This window comes from Paraburkholderia sp. FW306-02-B (assembly GCF_058782725.1).
The window spans coordinates 2,384,973-2,401,676 of record NZ_JBYSXZ010000001.1; the positions used below are offsets into that span (position 1 = coordinate 2,384,973).

General features: G+C 62.8%; 11 protein-coding genes and 1 pseudogene. All 12 read right to left on the minus strand.

Translation table 11 applies throughout. The features are described 5' to 3' along the window. Positions 1 to 712: 712 nt before the first annotated feature. The 12 genes and pseudogenes from AC3WOG_RS10540 to tssF all read right to left on the minus strand — a co-directional run bounded on the left by AC3WOG_RS10540 (position 713) and on the right by tssF (position 16,702). Entirely contained in the window at positions 713 to 1,831 is a 1,119-nt protein-coding gene (locus AC3WOG_RS10540; RefSeq protein ID WP_492577931.1) for a patatin-like phospholipase family protein, read from the minus strand. 179 nt (positions 1,832 to 2,010) lie between these two features. Continuing rightward, complete coding sequence (locus AC3WOG_RS10545) at positions 2,011 to 2,139, minus strand: hypothetical protein (RefSeq protein WP_492577932.1); 129 nt, start codon at positions 2,137 to 2,139, stop codon at positions 2,011 to 2,013. Positions 2,140 to 2,282: 143 nt separating this feature from the next. Beyond that, on the minus strand, positions 2,283 to 2,654 hold the full coding sequence (locus tag AC3WOG_RS10550; RefSeq protein WP_492577934.1) for a hypothetical protein: 372 nt from the start codon (positions 2,652 to 2,654) through the stop codon (positions 2,283 to 2,285). A 97-nt stretch (positions 2,655 to 2,751) separates the two neighbouring features. Then, on the minus strand, positions 2,752 to 3,549 hold the full coding sequence (locus tag AC3WOG_RS10555; protein ID WP_492577935.1) for a hypothetical protein: 798 nt from the start codon (positions 3,547 to 3,549) through the stop codon (positions 2,752 to 2,754). A 684-nt stretch (positions 3,550 to 4,233) separates the two neighbouring features. Beyond that, positions 4,234 to 4,875, minus strand: a complete 642-nt coding sequence (locus tag AC3WOG_RS10560; protein WP_492577936.1) for an Imm5 family immunity protein — start codon at positions 4,873 to 4,875, stop codon at positions 4,234 to 4,236. Next, a complete protein-coding gene (locus AC3WOG_RS10565; protein ID WP_492579768.1) occupies positions 4,869 to 8,690 on the minus strand; it encodes an RHS repeat-associated core domain-containing protein in 3,822 nt (1,273 codons plus the stop codon). Before AC3WOG_RS10565 ends, AC3WOG_RS10560 begins: the two co-directional genes overlap by 7 nt. Before the next feature lie 300 nt (positions 8,691 to 8,990). Continuing rightward, a pseudogene (locus AC3WOG_RS10570) lies at positions 8,991 to 9,464 on the minus strand (PAAR domain-containing protein); the annotation flags it as partial. 12 nt (positions 9,465 to 9,476) lie between these two features. Continuing rightward, the gene (locus AC3WOG_RS10575; RefSeq protein WP_492577937.1) at positions 9,477 to 10,754 is read right to left on the minus strand and encodes a hypothetical protein; all 1,278 of its coding nucleotides are present in this window, start codon (positions 10,752 to 10,754) and stop codon (positions 9,477 to 9,479) included. A 17-nt stretch (positions 10,755 to 10,771) separates the two neighbouring features. Continuing rightward, entirely contained in the window at positions 10,772 to 11,395 is a 624-nt protein-coding gene (locus AC3WOG_RS10580) for a hypothetical protein (protein WP_492577938.1), read from the minus strand. A gap of 74 nt (positions 11,396 to 11,469) precedes the next feature. Next, entirely contained in the window at positions 11,470 to 13,740 is a 2,271-nt protein-coding gene (locus tag AC3WOG_RS10585; protein ID WP_492577939.1) for a type VI secretion system Vgr family protein, read from the minus strand. 29 nt (positions 13,741 to 13,769) lie between these two features. Beyond that, positions 13,770 to 14,840, minus strand: coding sequence for a type VI secretion system baseplate subunit TssG (gene tssG / locus AC3WOG_RS10590; RefSeq protein WP_492577940.1), 1,071 nt, complete (start codon positions 14,838 to 14,840; stop codon positions 13,770 to 13,772). Then, positions 14,837 to 16,702: a type VI secretion system baseplate subunit TssF gene (gene tssF, locus AC3WOG_RS10595; RefSeq protein WP_492577941.1), complete on the minus strand. Its 1,866-nt coding sequence runs from the start codon at positions 16,700 to 16,702 to the stop codon at positions 14,837 to 14,839. Before tssF ends, tssG begins: the two co-directional genes overlap by 4 nt. Between the last annotated feature and the right edge of the window lie 2 nt (positions 16,703 to 16,704).

Consider the following 16,704-nt stretch of genomic DNA (forward strand, 5'->3'; position numbering starts at 1 on the left):
GATTCTTAGCGAAGCGGAGGCGGCGCTCGGAGATGGCCGCAGACACGTCACGAACGGCGCGTCCGCTTCGCAAAAAATTCTTTGGGCTTGACTGCTCCGCCGGTGGTAACGGCTATGGGCATTGAATCAGTGGGATAGCAACGGTTTTGCCGATGACGGCGTTGGCGGCATCACGTCCGTCGTACCGTCTCGCGCTTGAGGGCTGCGTACACCATCGTGTAGTGCAAACAGGTCGCGCCACGCGTGCACTGAGCCGCCATGGTCGGACAGCGGCCGAAGTTGTGCCGCAAATCTGCCACAAAGCGTCGAGTCAGGCGTGCAGAACTCCTCTACAAAAATAGAGGTAATTCCAGATAAAGCAACATCTCTTCTGTAATTGTCCGGTTGCCTTTTCTGTCGCCCGTTTTTTTAGCGAGTAGCGATTGCGCCTGAAGGAGAAGCCTTCGCGCTGAAGCGTCACGGCCAACGTCTCTGCACGGCACGGCAGTGGCTCGCCATGACCCGCTGCGCTGCACCATCTGGGCGAGCCTCAGGGAGCCCCCATTCGCGTGGCGCTCACAGCGGTGGCAAGCATCGCTTGACGACCCTATGTGATCCGGTCACGTGGGCGCAACGATATCATCCCGCTGAGCGGTTGCTTTGGGTGCTGAGTCGGCTAGCGAAGGGGCCACGAGGTGCATACGCGCTGAACAGACACCCCGGCCAGGCGTTGTCACGACTTTCCGTTTGTAGGCTGCAGCGACCGAATCGTGCCTGCTGATCCAGTGAGCCTGCGCTTCACTTCCGTGTCCACGTCGAAACTTGACTTCACGCCGACATCGCCAAGGTGATCTTGCACCCATGCGTTTCCCGCCTTCCATCCGGCCTCTCTCAAAGCGAGAAAGAATCCGGGTGACGGCGTGCTCTTCGACGCGGCGCCAATCTCTTCCATGAAGTCGTCAGCCCGTATCACATGAAAACGCTTCTCAGCGTAGGTCTTGCCATTCGGCGCCTCAAGCGGAATCACCCCGTCCCGGATGAGCTGGTTGATCAGCTCGATCTGTCGGACTTCCGTCACCCAGGACGCGCCAAAGCTCACCTCGTTGATCCGGTTGACGATCTGTCGCGGCAGCTTCGGGGGGCCGTGTTTCACCTGCAGTGGATCAATGAGGACCGTCAGAAGATCGTTCACGGAATCAACGAGCGGGTTGAGCGCGGGATTGGCCATGTAGCCGCCATCCCAATAGAATTCGCCGCCGATTTCAACCGCCTGGAAAAGCGTCGGGTAACACGTGGAGGCCACCAGTGCCTTTGACGTGATTTCCCCGGGACAAAAGATGCGCAGCGCCATCCGGTTCACATTGGTCGCCGCGACATACAGGTCGGGCGCGTCGTCGTTATGCGTGTTGAGCCGGCCGAAATCAGGAATGACCTGCTCCATGATCGAGCCGATCGGATCCTGTAGCCAGGGCGTCAGGTACGGCGAGCTGACCTGTTCAAGCATGCCCTGCCCGATCACGAACAGGTTGGCGTCAACGTTCCATCGCCGCGGCAGGTCCAGCTCTGCGGTCGGCGAGTTGAAGAGGAACGGGTACCAGGACGACCTGGCACCGACGGCGTTCCAGAGTCGCTCGAGCAATCGCTTGGCCTCCGCCGCACTGTCATGCAAACCATAGGCGCATGCCGCGCCGTTCAACGCGCCCCCGCTGGTGCCGCTGATCGCCCTGATAAACAACCCGCCTTTCGCCACTTCATCCAGCAGGCGATCCAGTACGCCCCACGTGAAAGCTGCGTGGGCCCCGCCCCCCTGAAGGGCCAGGCCGATCGTTCGTTTCGATCCGGTATCCGACATTTTCGGTTCCCCCGATTGGCTGTCCTGCTTCGCCGACGTTGTTCGGGACGTCAGCAAATTCCTTGAAGAATAGGCGTTCAGCCGCACCAATACTTCCTGGGCCTCGTTTTAGACAGCGTTAAGCAGCATGGCCGGCCAAGATAATTGAAAATCATCCAGCGGGCCTCCCACCGTCGCCGTCAGTCGTCATCCGCCGCGTCATACTGCGCGGGCGCCTCAAGCATGCGCTGCTGCTCGGCGCGCACATAGATCGACGTCGTCTGCAGCGACGCGTGGCCGAGAATCATCTGCACCACGTCGACCGGCATGTCACACGCAAGCCATTACGCTGCCGTGCAATGAAGCGAAAGTAGAAGCGTTTTGGAAGTAAAAGTAGAAGCCGCCTGGGCGCAACCAGTCGACGTCGCCCACTCAGACGGTCGTCCGCCGCGGTGCCCATTCCCTTCGTACCCTATTCGCCGCCACGTCCGTAGAGGTCCGGCAACTTTTCGCTCGATCCGTCATCGCTACGTTGAGGCCCTGTCGGTGGAACCGCTTTGTTCGTTTTTCTTTCCCGTCGCTCGCTGCGCCGCCCTTCCGCACGCTTCACGACTTCTTCCAGAGATTGCACGTGTTCTGGCGTAGTACGACCAAAGCGCTTGCGATAACAATGCGCGATAAATTCCGCGAGGGGGCGCTTCCACGGTTCCTGCTGCTCGTTAGCCAGCGACCCGAATTTTCGGGGATTCAATCCTGGTTCGCGAGCCATCTGGATATGAGTATGGCTCAACCTGAAACGCTGCCTCGCTTCAAACCACGGCTGAAGCTTCGATGGTATCGGCATCAGTGCTCACCTTTGCGCCAACGAGCGGCGGTCAATCGCTCCACCGCCGCGTAGTAACGCGCCTGCGAAGCCGCAGCGTCGCCGCTCTGATTCGTCTTCAAAACCTTCTCAGCGCGTCTTCATGTAGGCGGCGTACAGCGGCCCCGTTGAGCGCCTGCAGTTCGCGCCGGGTTTCCAGCAGTTCGTGATGCCGGCCCTGACGCTCCAGGCTGAGCAGTTCAAGCATCAACTTCGCCGCCCGCTCGGGAGCATTCCGTCGCGAAGGCTCTGCCTGTTTGAACAGGGGTGCGAGGCCGGCCTTTTCCGTGAGTACCCACGCCGGAAACCATGCCAGATCGCCAATGTCGCCTGCGCCATCGAACGACGCATCGAAGGTGCGCCGCAACGCATCGACCGAAGCATCGCCAAGCCGGCTTGAAAGCCGGTCAAACCGCGATGGCGAAAGCCACGCAAGTTCCACCAGCAACGGCCAAGTCGCGTCCAGCCCGTCGAGCCGGTGGCGCGCCTCCGTCATCCAGCAGAGCGACGCTGGAATCCGTCGCCAGGACGCAATGCGCAATACCGCATCACACGCCTCGGCCCACCTCGCAGCAAGCAGGAAGAGCGGCGCTGCGTGCGCATCCGCACGGTCCGAGCGGAAAGGCCGCGCAGCGGCGCGCCCGGCCAGTTCTGCCCAGAGCGGTGCGAGCCAGGTGGCCCCGGTCTGCCCCGGGAACACACGCGCGACTGCCGGCTGGACTTCGTGAGATAGTGCCTGGCGAGCCTGCAGTGCGGCTTCGTAACGGTCAAACGGTACCGTCGATCGACCCTCGAGAGCATTGACGATCGACCCGAAATACACCAGGGCGACGTCGTCCAGATACTCGTTCGCAAGGGCCTGCAGCGCGCGCCGCATCGTACTGCTGCAATGCGGACAGGACGTCATTGCGCAGCATCACGTTGCGGCTGTCGTTAAAAATGTCGAGCTGCACGCGTCGGGTTCAGAACAGTTGGCTGGTCAGGCTGACGAGATTAATCCATTTGACCGCTTCTCAATTTCCTGCCCTGCTCATCGATTGACTCGATGACTGCACGTTGACCGCTCGCCTCTGCAACCACACGCACCGTCCGCTCGCCGTACCGCATCAGCGAGCCAATCGGTGGGCAGGTCGGGCGTTTGCGTCTTGCGGGCACCTTTTTCATTCAGCAGGCCCCTTTGATCGGCGCACCTTGCGGGCTGGCGTCACGACTTTCCTGGCGGCACCAGCCCGCCCGCGCGTGAGCCCATGCCCCGCGGTCGCCGGATTCCGTGCCGGCACCGCTGACAGCCGCCGCCGCAAGTTTCCAAGTTCCCGCACATAAGCGGCGCTGGTCGTTTCGACCGCGTCGAGTCGACCCTGCAGCAGCCCGGCCTGATGCCGCGCGTCACCCAGCTGGGGTCGCTTCAGAATTGGGAAAATATCGTACGCCAGCATCCTGGACGGCCTTGCTGCGTGAGACTCGGCATGGACTCTGCTTTGCGCCTGGCAAAAACGTAGATCGATGCAAGTCATTGATTATTTTGAGGATGCGAGGTCGCGACCCCTGGTGGCTGTTCATATCACGCGGCAAGTTCGGAGGCCTTCGCGAGGTACTGCAGCCAGAACGCTTCCCGGCGCGTATCGAGTTCACGTTGCCCTTCGTCCCGATCCCACGGGCCCACTCCGTTACAGAACGCGAGGCAGGCATACATGTCGGCCGTACATGTCTGCGCGTCTGGCCCTTCATCATTCTGTTCGAACCCTATGTAATCGTCGAGGCACGCCCCAATCGCGCCACCTGCGCCGAGCAAAATGAGCGACGCGACCCGATACGCCGGCCAAAGCTCGTAGAGATATTGGAGCATATTGCCGTAACGGTAGGCCGTTCTCCCGGTTGCAGTCCAATCGTCAACCCCATTCAGCCTCCGTTCAGCGGCGTCAAGAATCTTTGCAGGATGGTCTTCAGGATTGACGAGTTCGTCACCGCTGCGCACCTCCTCCTCCGCATAACCCGCCAGAACGCTGCGCACTGCATATATCGCGAGCCTGCCACGCCGCAAGTGGCCCGCCGAAACCGCACCGGCCTGAACCTCTGTCCAATCCAGCGGCTCTCCAAAAGAGGCCCACAAGCGCTTTCTCGCCTCCAGGGGCAAGTGGTGCGTGGGAGACGCTGCAACCATGGCCCGGCAATGAGCAATAAGCTCGTGGGTCTTGTCTACCATGGGACACCCACATACTTGCGCCGACTAGCCGACGGACGTTGGCCTGGATGCGCGGTACCGACATATTCGCCGTCGTATTCATAGATGTCTACGAATCCGTCGGGGTGGTAAACACGCACATATTCCGAGTCACCGACGATATGGGTCATGCCGGAGCGTATCGCAAGCTTCCTCAAAGCTACGCGGCAGTTGCCACATGTGGTCATCGACAGGCCAATCACACTCGGCTTCCCGTTGCCAGATCTGGATTGATTGTCGACGGCGATCAGCAACTCCGCGTGAGATGCATTGATTTGCCCTTCCTTGCCGTTGTCGGCGTAGTGCCCTTTCAGCTCTACGTCCGCCTTCTCCATCTCGGCGATCATGGCATTGCCTGAAATGTGCTCGCCCCGCGGACTCAATTCCGGGGGTTGCTGGCTCGCCTGGCCGTTCTGTACGCTTATTCCATCTTCAGGGTCTCCACAGGCAATGCACCTCTGCCTCGCCCACGCCCCGGTCTTTACCTGCATTTCGGCGGCCCACTCGATCGCCCGCTCCAGGTTGCTGAGAACGACAGCGTGAAGCGTGGTGTCTCTCGTCGCCTCCGCGGCTGCCTTCTTCGCTGCCTTTCGACTCGGGGGCCTGGCGACGGCACGGCCGCTTTCCGGACGCTCGCAATCATCGAAATGGCTATTTCCCGGCGCGCCGCAGCATGCGCTGAGCCCCAGAATATCCACGGCCACCAACGGATTGGAAGCATACGCATACAGATTCACGCCGCCGGCCTGCCCTGCTGGATCCGACTGCAAATAACGGCCAAGCGCCGGACTATAAGTCCTGAACCGGTTATAGTGCAAACCTGTTTGCGCGTCATAATAATGACCGGGAAAGCGCAGGTTATATTCGATCTCGTTGCCGCCAGCCACGGCGACCATCCCATAGGGGTCGATGTCGTGCGCGCGCCATACCGTCTTTCGCGCTTCATCTTCGATTCGCTCGGCAAGCCCGACTTGATTGACAGAAACGTAATAGACCCGGCCGCTTTCGAGCGGCGCATCTGGCGAATCGTAGTCGATGAACATGAAGGGCACCAACGCCGTCTCGTCCACGTAGACGTAAAGGCGCAGCGCGCCGTCCGCCCGCCATTCCGCCGCCAGCCGGTCGCGGTCCCAGTAATAGTCGATACGATCCGCGCCGAATGTCCTCGTGGTGCGGCGGCAGAGCCCGTCGTATTCTGCCGCCCACGCCCCGTTGCGGTCGCTCCACCGCACCTCCACCAGCAAGTCCATGCTGTTATAGCGGTAAGCCGTGCGTTGATCGTGCCCGCGGACCTCCTCGGCGAGACGGTCGCGATCGTCGTAGCGAAACAGACTGCGTGACGCGGCAGTCAGCCTGTTTCCCTCTGCGCATTGGATAGACGGGTACGACGGCGTCGACAAAAGATTGCCTCCGCGGTCATATTCGAAGCGCCGTACCGGCCAGCCATTCTGACTTTCCTTCACCAGCCGATGGGCGGCGTCGTATCGATACTCAGTGCTGCCGTTCTGGCTATCGACAACACATTGCAGCTCGCCCGTTGCGCTGTAGCAATACTCCACGCAATGGACGTCTTGCGCGCGTCCTTCCGGCCACGTCAAACGTGCACGGCATCGCCCTTGCGGGTCGTATCCGTAAAGTCGATTCGTACCGTTGGCGAGACACAACAGAACCTTGCCATCGGCGCTTCGATGAAGCCGGTGGACAGCACCGTTCGGGATATGAATCGATATGTCACCGTCGCCATGCGCTTCATATCGCACCGCGAAGCGATCAAAGTACGTGGTCTGCGCGAGGCGCCCCCCCATGTAGGTGTGCTCGACACCACGTCCGTCGCGCTTGTCCGCTATGCAGCGGCCCAGAGCATCGTACGCGAGCCTGACGTCAACGCTGCCAGTTGACGCCCTTGTGAAATTCCCCCGCTTGTCGTATTCGAAGAAGTGCGTTTCGCCGCTCGATAGCACGCGCTTGCAATGAAGACCGTTGTCGCCAACCTCGAAGCGCAGTAGCCAGTGGCCGTGGCCGTCGCGCTTTTCAAGCAGGCGATCTCCATGGTCATATGCGTAGGTCTCGCGGACCACCCCGTGCCGCGTCACGCCGACGATGCGGTTCTTGAGATCGTAGGTGTACCGGCTTTCGTTCCCGTTTGCGTCGACAACTGCCGAAACCTTCTCCTGCGCCGTATAACGGTACGACACCATACTTCCGAGCGGATCCTCGTCGCTTACGCACAAGTTCCACGATGCGATGCCGTAGCGGTAGTCCCTGCCGTCCTTGTCGCGGTACTCGATCACATTGCCAGCCGCGTCACGCAGAAAGTACTCAGATTTTCCGCGCTCATCGATGTGCGCCACCAGCCGTTCGCAGGCGTCTCTTTCTTCCTCCGGCGCGCCCGCGGTCCCGCCATGCTCGAGCACTGCATCCGCGATCCGTGCTATGGGCTCGGGCAGCAACACGTTGCTGCACGCCTTGTGTTGCCCCGACTCACCCCATTGCAGCCCGAGGTGCGTCTCTGGCAAACGATGCGTGAAGGGGTTCGGCTGCGCCTGCGCTCCGTCCCACGCTGGCCACCCGTTGCCCCACTCGTCCTTTCGTCCGGTGTTGCGCCCGCGCACGTCATAAAGCCAGTGCATCACGCGTCCGCCCGCATCGACTTCCTGGACGATGCGGCCGTCCGCGGCGGTCAAGCGGTCGGCCGCGCCGCCATAGGGGTCCACGATGCGCGTCACCGTGCGCGCCTTGTCGTACAGGTAGGTCCATTTGCCACCATCGGCCTGCGTGACCACCGTGCGGCCTGGCTGATAATCGAGCAAGACGCGCCACAGGCCGTCCTGTCCTACGCTTTCGACGCAACGGCCATCGCTGTCGTACTTGTAGAAAAACGAGTAGCCGTTGGCATCCGTTTCCCGGACCATCCGGCGCCTAGCGTCATACGCGAGCGACATCATCGCGCCGAGCGGATCGACAAACGCCACCAGACATCCAGCCGCATCGTAATCGTAGTGGGCGATACGTTTCGTCTCCCCCTGCGAATCCGTGAGGTAAAGCTCAACGACATGGCCGCGGTCATCGTAGCGAAAGTCCACCCACTGCCGACGAAGGCCACGCCGTTCCTCCTGGGCGATGCGCATAAGTGCGCCGTTGCGGGCATATTCCAGCGTGCTCTCGATACCGTCCCGGACATGGTTCACAAGCCTGGCCGCACGGTCAGCTTCGTTCGCACGCTCGAAAGTCATGTCGCCTAGCCCCCCATGTCGGAGCACGAAGCGATGCCCGTCGTGCTGCTGCAGTTCGTAGCCCGCAAAGATGTCCTCATAGCGGCCCACCGCATTTCTGCAAAACGGATACTCCCGGCCCAGAGTATCCACATAGATTGCCCGCGTGCGCAGCAGACGAAGCTCATGCTGAAAGCAATGTCGGAACCCAAAGCCAAGCGCACCACCCTGCTCACTCCATCCGCTGCAGTAGTAGCGTTCCCATTTGAACGCAGGCGCGATTTTCGTCTCATAGTCGACGAATTCGTTCTCCGCCGTGCCTCTGACTACATCGACCGGATGGCCATTCCGGCACGGGCCGGCCGCTTTCTGCCTGGCTGCTATTCGGGCTCGGACCTTCTTCCCGAGTCCGTGCTTCGCCCCATGCCACATCATCTGCGAATCGGGCATCGGGAACCCGCCGATCAGCACCGTCGGGTTGCCGTCCATCAGCATGCCCATGCTCGGCTCGATGCCCGGATCCTTGCCCATCAGATTACCGAGCAGCATCATCGCGGCGTCCGCGGCAGTCTGCGCGGCCATCATCGCGGCAGCCAAGGCCTCGCCGTGCTTGGCGTCACCGATTGCGTTCGCCGCGCCCGACGCAGGGCCGACGGCTGCATTGCCCACTTTCCACGCCTTGCCCGCCCGTCCCATCCAGCGCGCCCGGCCCGACACCTCGGCGGCCTCGCTCGCCGCTTGTTCGCCTTTCTCCGCGGCCCCCTCCGCTTCTTCCCCCGACTTCCCCGCATGCCCCATCGGATTGCAATGTCGCGTCATGTCGATCCCCATGCGCGCGGCACGCATCCCACCGATGAACGTATTGCTCGAACCCGTTTGAATGTCGAAAAAAGGCGTCAGGCCACCGCACGTCGGCGCGATGCCGATATCCGTCACGCGGGCCGCCGGCATGCCTCCGATCAGCACGCTCAGGCAGCCGCTGCCGATTGTCACGCCGATGCTCGGCAACGGAAACCCGTCACTCGGCGGATGATCATGCGCGTGCGGCGTGCCGAGATGTGTAGCGCCGATGACGGCCGCTGGCATCCCCGGCATCTTGTCGAGCAACGGAATCTGCGCAATGCCGGTATTGAGCAACTGCGACGGCGCGCCTTGCAGCGAGGCAAGCGCATTCACGGCCTCGCTGACGTGATGCAGCGCGCTTCCCTTCGATGAGAAAGTTTCCTTGAACGGGTCACAAGTCGACTTGACCGTGTTGAGAAGCGCGTCGCATGACGTGTCGACCCTGGATTCTGATCGCGTCTCGCCACGCGGTGACGAATCGGACGCACGAATCAACCGGTTTCCCGAATCACTCATCGCCGTGCCCGTTCATATCCGGCTATCGTGTGAAGCGGCCACCGCAGCTCCCCGTTCCCGAGCCGCGAAAAGCGGATCCTTTTCCAGCTCGTACGCTTTTGCCTCGGTTTTCAGGCCGGCCTTCGCATAAAGCGACACGAGCCGATCGAGCATGGTGCAGCGTTGCCGTTCGCAACCGAACTGCTCGCACAACCCCTTCGCATCGATCCAGCTCTTCGCGGCTTCCGCCGCCTTGCCGCACGCGAGCAGCGCGACGCCGGCCTTCTCCATCGCCTCGATCTTCGTATGCACGAGCATCAATCTGCCGGCGGCGCCACTCGCCAGATCGAAATAGACCGCCGCCTTCGCATGTTCGCCGAGTGCGTTGCAGCAATTGCCGACCGCCATCAGCGAATTGAGCACGGCGAGCAGATTGTGGCCATCGAGCGCCGCCGGCAGTGACCGCACATACCACTCCTTCGCGTCGCGCTGCGATCCCTGGCGCAACGCCACGTCACCCAGGCCGTGCAACGCCATTGCACAGCCCCTCGCATCCTGTCGCTCGGCATGAAACGCATAGAGCGCGCGATATTTGCGCTGTGCATCGGGCAGCCTGCCGTGCGCGAGGTCGATCGCCGCGATCTGCATCAACACCCCCATACGCTGCGCGATCGGCTGCGCCGCATCGTTTGCGACGTCGACCAGGTTACGGGTCGCTTTCCCGGACGAGAAGTCGACGGGAAGTATCAATACATGCTCCGCGTTTCTCTCTCGAGCGAGCGGAATCAGGCAAGAATGATTTCGATCGTCGCGGATGCAGAAGCGATGTCCTTCCATCCAGTCGTCGAAGCCGTTCGGCGCCAGCAAGTGCAGCACCATCTTCGCGAAACCGCCGGTGTCGCCCAACGGCGACGGTAACCATGCCCAAACGACTTTCGCGCCTTCCGGCACCAGCGTGCGAACGTGCATGACGGCGTCGCGCAGCCGTTCCGCGGGCGCGCGCCTCGGGTCGGTGCACGCCAGCGGCAACAACGGCCAGCGCGTTTCGCCGCGTTCGACACGCGCCCGGTTCTCTTCGTCGATCTGATGGCCGAGCGCTTCCATGCACTGTTGCAGGTACGTGTCGATCGCGTCGCATGGGAACGGAAAGGTCAAAAAGATCGCATCGCCAACACGCTGATCGAGCGATTGCAGCATCTTCAGAACGGGCACGACGTCGTTGTCGGTCATCTCGAGCAGCAGCGTCGGATCGTCGGGCTGCTCGACGAATGCTTCGATCGACGATTCGATGGCGGCGAACTCGCGATGCATGACGGCGCGCTTCCTTGTCAGTTCAACCGGACATACCGGCTGCGCACGACGGTGTCCGCTTCCGTCCGGATGTCGACGCCGCCGCGGCCGCCTTCGAGTTCGAGCGTCTGCGCGCTCAGCCGCAGCTTGCCGGCGACTTCGATATTCATGTTCCGGTTCAGCAACGTCACGACCGGCCCGTCCGGCGACGCACGCACCTGCAACAGCGGACAACCCGACGCATCCGACACCTGCACGCATTTGTCCGGTTCGAGCGCAAGTGCGACGGCAGGCTCGACGACTGGCTCGACCGGCTCGCCGCTGCCTGTCCGCCTCAGCAGGCCGGAGATCAGATACTCGGGCCAGTTCGCCGGCGACTGCAACAACACGCGATCGCCGATGCCCGGTTTCACGCCATCCAGACATTCGAGCCAACGCTCGCACGTGTTGCCGTCCTGCATCGACCATTTCACGCGAACCCGCCCCATCGCATCGGGATGGTGCGTATCCGTCACCTCGCCGATCAGCGTCGCCGATCCGGCACGTTCGGCCGGCGGGGAAGGATTTGACGGTACATCGTTTTCGAACAGCCGGCGCAATGCGTTGACGGTATCCGCTTCAAGCGCGTCGTCGATCGTCATCTGATCCGCTTCGTTCTCCATCGAATGTCTCCGATGCTTCGAGTGAAACCATGAAACCGGCACACGGCCGTCGACCGCCGGCCGCTCCTTCGAAATCAGTTGATATGGGCGATCGTCCCCTGGATCGTCACGCCCGAACCGTCGAGCGTGACAGAACCGCCTTTCGTCGAGAGGACGATCTTCGTCGCCGTAACGTTGACTTCGCAACCGTCCTTTCCGTTATCGATGTTGATCTTCGGCGCCTGCAGATTCGCCGTCGCCTTGCCTGCAAGATTGAGATCGTCCTCGCCGTAGATCTTGACTCCTTGATTAAGGCCGGAGATGTCCACGCCCTTGCCATCTCCGGCGATACTCACGCCGCCGACGCGACCTACGATACCGACACCGAGATCGCTACCCGTCCCGTCAATGGATACGCCGACTTTTTCCTTGTTGATCAATACAACGCTCTTTTCGACGCCCATCACGACACAATCGCATGCGACCATCGACGCGACCTTCGCAACTTCGACCGCATAATTTCCTTTCTTGACTTGCGCGGCATACGAGCCCGCGCCGACGACATGCGTGCTGTCTCCCTGGACGAAAACGTCATGTGTGCCGCTCACCACCGCCAGGCTGTGATTGCCTTTCGCAACGGTATGCGTGCTGTCGCCTTCGACGGACACGCTGCGATTCCCCCCGACGCCATGCGTCTCATTCCGCCCGATCTGCGCGACGCGATGCTGCCCGACGTTCACCGTCTCGTTCTGCCCGACGCTGCGCTGACGATTGTTTTTCACGCTCAACGTCTCGTCGTTACCGACCGTATGCGAATGGTCGTGCCCGACCGACAGCGAGTGATCCTGTTCGGTCTCCGCATCGAAGTTGCGTTCCGCATGCATCCACAGCTGCTCCGCGCCCTTGCGGTCCTCGAAGCGCATCGCATTCGCGTGTTCGGTGGTGCCACCCGGTGTAGAGCGCGACAGGATCCCGCTTTGCGTCGCGCTCGCCGGCAGCCCCCACGGCGGCGTCCGCTCGCCGTTATACACGCGCCCGGTCACGATCGGATAGTCGGGATCGCCGTTCAGGAAATCCACGATGACCTCGTCTCCCACGCGCGGAATCTGGACGCCCCCGAACCCGCTGCCCGCCCATGGGTTCGACACCCGGATCCAGCACGATGAGTTCTGGTCGCGCTGCCCGTACCGGTCCCACTGGAACTGCAGCTTCACGCGCCCATACTGGTCGGTCCAGACCTCTTCTCCCGGCGGGCCGACCACGACCGCGGTCTGCGGGCCGCTGGTGCGGGGTCGGGGCGTCACGCGCCGCGAACGGTACGGCAGGCTGGTCGGCTGCGCGACGAGCTGCGTGTCGTGCATCACCTCGTCGTCACTACCGCTCGCGTACACGTTTTCCTGGAAGCGGTAGCTGCATCGAACCACCAGATACTCGCGGTTCTGATCGTCGCGCGGACAGTTCTTCAGCGTGAACAGATACCCTGGCGCGACGCCGCGGACATTCGTGTGTCCGGCCGCGCGCTCATGCTCGGACTGCAGTTCCTCGAGCCTCACGCGGTTGTATCGCTCGCCGTGCGCGTCGTCGCGATATCCGCCCGGCCATTCATAGACCGGCAGACTGTCATGGCTGTGCCCGCGAGGATCGGCCCGGCGCACCGACAAATCGGCTCGCGGTTTCGTGAAATCGTAGTCGTCGGCCTCGTGCCGCCCCGCGTTGATTTCTTTCGCAGGCACCCAGGTACCAATATGCTCTTCGTCAGCGATCGTCGCCCGGTCGTGACCGAGGTACGGGATGCTTGCGTATCCCGGCAACGGATGGTGCGACGACATCGCGTCGCACAGCACCAGCGTGTGCTTGCCGGATGCGTGCTCGAAGTAATAGTAGATGCCCTCATGCTCGATCAGTCGCGACACGAAATCCGCGTCGGTCTCGTTGTACTGGACGCAATACTCGCGCGGCGCATAGCTGTCGGTCAGCCTGTTCTCGATCTGGAAGCCATATGGCGCGAGCGTCTCCTGAACGATCTCCGGCACACTGCGCATCTGGTAGATCCGGCAATCCGCGCGGCGCGTCGCGAGCCACAACCACGGCCGCACGACGAGTTCGTAACGGTAGTGGCGTGCGGCATCGCGTCCGGCAAGCGACGCCCGCGCGATCACACCGTTCAGGTAGCGCGTCGCGCCGCCCTGCTCCTCGATATGCACGGTGACCGACTGGCCCAGTAGCGCTTGCAGCGACAGACTATGACTGTCGGCGAGCGCGTCGATGCGAAACTCGAACATCCGGCCGAGCTCCTCGTCGCCGCACAAGCTGCGGAACTTCAATTGGTCTCCCAGCGGACTGTCCAACGTAAAGATGCGTGACACCGATGCCCCTCCTGGTTCAGCTGGTTCAATCAAGGCTGCGCGTCGGCAGCGCAATCCTTCGTATCGCGCGGCGCCGGCCGGATTGCGGTGTGATCGATGACGACATCGCCTGCCGGCGCGCCGCTGCACCGCGTGCCGAGCCATGTGCTACGGCCGAGCCCTTCCTCGCGGCCCAGCGTCAGCGCGGGCACGTGATCGGGCGCAAGCTCCAGTTGCAGCTCCCAGGCGAACTCGGCACCAATGTATTCGCGAACCCAGTGCGCCGCGCGCGCCGCATTCGTGCCGGCGGGAAGGAACGTGCGATACATATGGAGCGGCATAGGTCCGAGCACGATGCGAAAGCGCGACTGCGCGTCGCGTACCGCGCGGCCGAGCACGGCGCCATCGCCGAGGCGTTGCGTGGGCGCCGTCGCGTATAGCGTCGTGCGCAGCGGTGCGCCGATCAGCGTCCAACGCACGACGTGTTCGACAATGCGCACCGGCACGTCAAACTCGCGCCGCAGAATCTGGACGAGACCTTCCGGATTGCGCGTCTGCCGCACCCAGTGGCCTGCATGGAAATACTGCGCGTGCGCGGGGCCGCGGGTCTCGACGGGGTCGACCGCGCGTCCGATCAGACTCGCGACATACCGGTCGAAGCGCGACCGCCCCGGCCGGTCATGCCCAGCCACCGGCTGCGCATCGGCCCACGCGCGATAGAACAGCAGGATCAGCCGGTGATGGAACCAGTCGGCAAAACCGGACATCGTGCGATCGTCGAACGCATTCGCCCGTTCGTGGGCGTATTCGGTCAGATGATGCGGCAGGGGCCCGTTCGGCCCGAACAGTCCGAAGCCGTGAATCGTCACGCGCGGCACGGCGTCCGCGTCGCGCACGGCAGCGATCATCGACGCAGCGAACGCAAGCGACGGCTCCTGGCCAAGCCGCAACGGCTCGTCGCGCGGGTGCGTGGCCCGTCCGAGCGGCGCCGCGTGTCGGGACAATGCGTCGAGCCAGCGCAGTGCATTGAACAGATCGTGCTCCTCGGGCGCGGCGCGCAAGCGCGCCCAATACGCGTCGTATCGCGCCGCGGCGCTCGCCAGCGGATCGCGGTGCGTCATATTGCCGGCCTCCGCCCGACACGTGCGGGCCATTGCGCGAGTTCGCCACGCTGAACCGAATGCAACGCGAACTCGGTGAACGCGTTGATCGACGCATGCCGGGCAAAAAACTGTTCGAGCACCGCGCCGAGCAGATAGGGGCTATCGCCGGCGAACGCCTGCTCGTCGACGGTCAGCGTCACGCGCACACCGCGGCCAAACACGATGGGACCGCACTCCGGCAGCCGGCGATAAACCGGTTCGCAAGCGAGCCGTTGCAGTGCCCCGGTCTGCTTGCGCGTCGCCGCGTCTGCCTGTTGCGCATACAGCCCCAGCAGTTCGCGCAGCGCGCGCGCGCCAGCGTCATCGTCGATATCGGTCAACGGCTGATAGTTCAATCCGAGGCCGCTGATGAGCCGCCACGCCGCCGCGTCCTGCGCGAGCGGTGGCCGCGGGCGCGATGGTCCGCGCAATATCTTGATGTGTTTGAGCGGCGCGGATATCTTCGGCGTGAAATCGCTCGCCGAGCCGAGTGGCAGCAGGAGTGGCAGATCCCGGTTCGTACAAAGGGTGTCGGCGGAAAGGTGCCGCACACGTTCGTCGAACGGCGCCTGCTGCCGGTCGACGAGCGAGACGAACACCTCCGTTCCGGGGTAGCTGGTGCGCGCGCCGTTGGCTCGCATCTGCGCGGATGCAACACGCCCCTCGCGCCGGATCGAGTAGTACGCACCCGACTCGCCACTGTCGCCGCCGTACGATGCGTAGAACGGACGGAAGTCGCAATCGCCTGCGTCGCCGATGCGATGCCCCGTGACGCGCGTCACCGCGTACACCTCGTGATCGAGCGGCCGCACGCGGTCGACGACCAGATGATATTCGTGGGTGCGCGGCGTAACCGGAATGCGGTCGGTGCGCTTCGCAAACAGATTGACCGCCGGTGTGCAGTTCAACGCCAGATGCCGCGTATCGACCTCGGATGCGAGCGCCGCGTCATCCCGGTCGAGCAGCAGCGTCAACTCGAATGCACTGCCGCCGCATTGTGCGAGTGCGCGCCGCAGGCCACTTACGCTGAAAAACAGATAGCGTGCGGGGAACGCGAAGTATTCCTGGAGGAGCCGGTAACCTTCGAACATCCGGCCGTCGTTCGGCAGCATCGCTTGCGACGGATGGAATCCCTCGTGCGCGATCGCATCTGCGTCGAGGGCGACGGCGTTGCGTGCGGCATCGCCCGGCGCATGCACGATGGCGCCGGCCACGTGAGCGGTCAGCAGCTCGACAAGCCGCGCCGCCTGAGACTCCGGGCCCGACAGATAGAAAGTCAACTGATCCAGCGGCAGCTGGTCCGCCAGCGCACCGGCCATCACCTCGATCCGGATGCGCAGCGCGGCGCGCGCGCGCCGTCTGAGCGCGCCAGGCGGCAGATCAATCGGAACTCCGGTCATCTGCACCTGGGAAATCGCGAGCGGCCACAACACGAGATCATGCGCGGTGCGGAATTCGCACGGCGTCACCTCGCCGCTCGCGACCTTCGCCTGCAGCGCGGTGCCGGCCGGCACCGCGAAGCCTCGCACGAGACTGCCTTCGTTCTGATCCGGTGTCATCTGCACGATCGCCATCGCCGGCATCGGCGCGAGCGCGTTCGGATAGACGACATCGAGCAGGCGCTGCGAAAAGCGCGGAAACTCCGCATCCATCTTCATCTGCACGCGCGCAGTCAGAAAGCAGAATCCTTCGAGCAGCCGTTCGACATAGGGATCGGCAACGTCGATACCATGCATCCCGAGGCGGCCGGCGATCTTCGGAAACTGCTGCGCAAATTCGGCGCCGAGCTGCCGCAGATAGGTCAGTTCCCGGTTGTAGTAGTCAAGAAATCGCTCGTCCATGC

Bases quoted from the DNA above. Each gene is read 5' to 3' on its own strand.
- AC3WOG_RS10540 (WP_492577931.1), bottom strand. From the start codon at position 1,831: ATGTCGGATACCGGATCGAAACGAACGATCGGCCTGGCCCTTCAGGGG.
- tssG (WP_492577940.1), bottom strand. From the start codon at position 14,840: ATGACGCACCGCGATCCGCTGGCGAGCGCCGCGGCGCGATACGACGCG.
- AC3WOG_RS10575 (WP_492577937.1), bottom strand. From the start codon at position 10,754: ATGCATCGCGAGTTCGCCGCCATCGAATCGTCGATCGAAGCATTCGTC.
- AC3WOG_RS10565 (WP_492579768.1), bottom strand. From the start codon at position 8,690: ATGATGGCCGCGCAGACTGCCGCGGACGCCGCGATGATGCTGCTCGGT.
- AC3WOG_RS10550 (WP_492577934.1), bottom strand. From the start codon at position 2,654: ATGCCGATACCATCGAAGCTTCAGCCGTGGTTTGAAGCGAGGCAGCGT.
- AC3WOG_RS10545 (WP_492577932.1), bottom strand. From the start codon at position 2,139: ATGCCGGTCGACGTGGTGCAGATGATTCTCGGCCACGCGTCGCTGCAG.
- AC3WOG_RS10560 (WP_492577936.1), bottom strand. From the start codon at position 4,875: ATGGTAGACAAGACCCACGAGCTTATTGCTCATTGCCGGGCCATGGTT.
- tssF (WP_492577941.1), bottom strand. From the start codon at position 16,702: ATGGACGAGCGATTTCTTGACTACTACAACCGGGAACTGACCTATCTG.
- AC3WOG_RS10555 (WP_492577935.1), bottom strand. From the start codon at position 3,549: ATGCGGCGCGCGCTGCAGGCCCTTGCGAACGAGTATCTGGACGACGTC.
- AC3WOG_RS10580 (WP_492577938.1), bottom strand. From the start codon at position 11,395: ATGGAGAACGAAGCGGATCAGATGACGATCGACGACGCGCTTGAAGCG.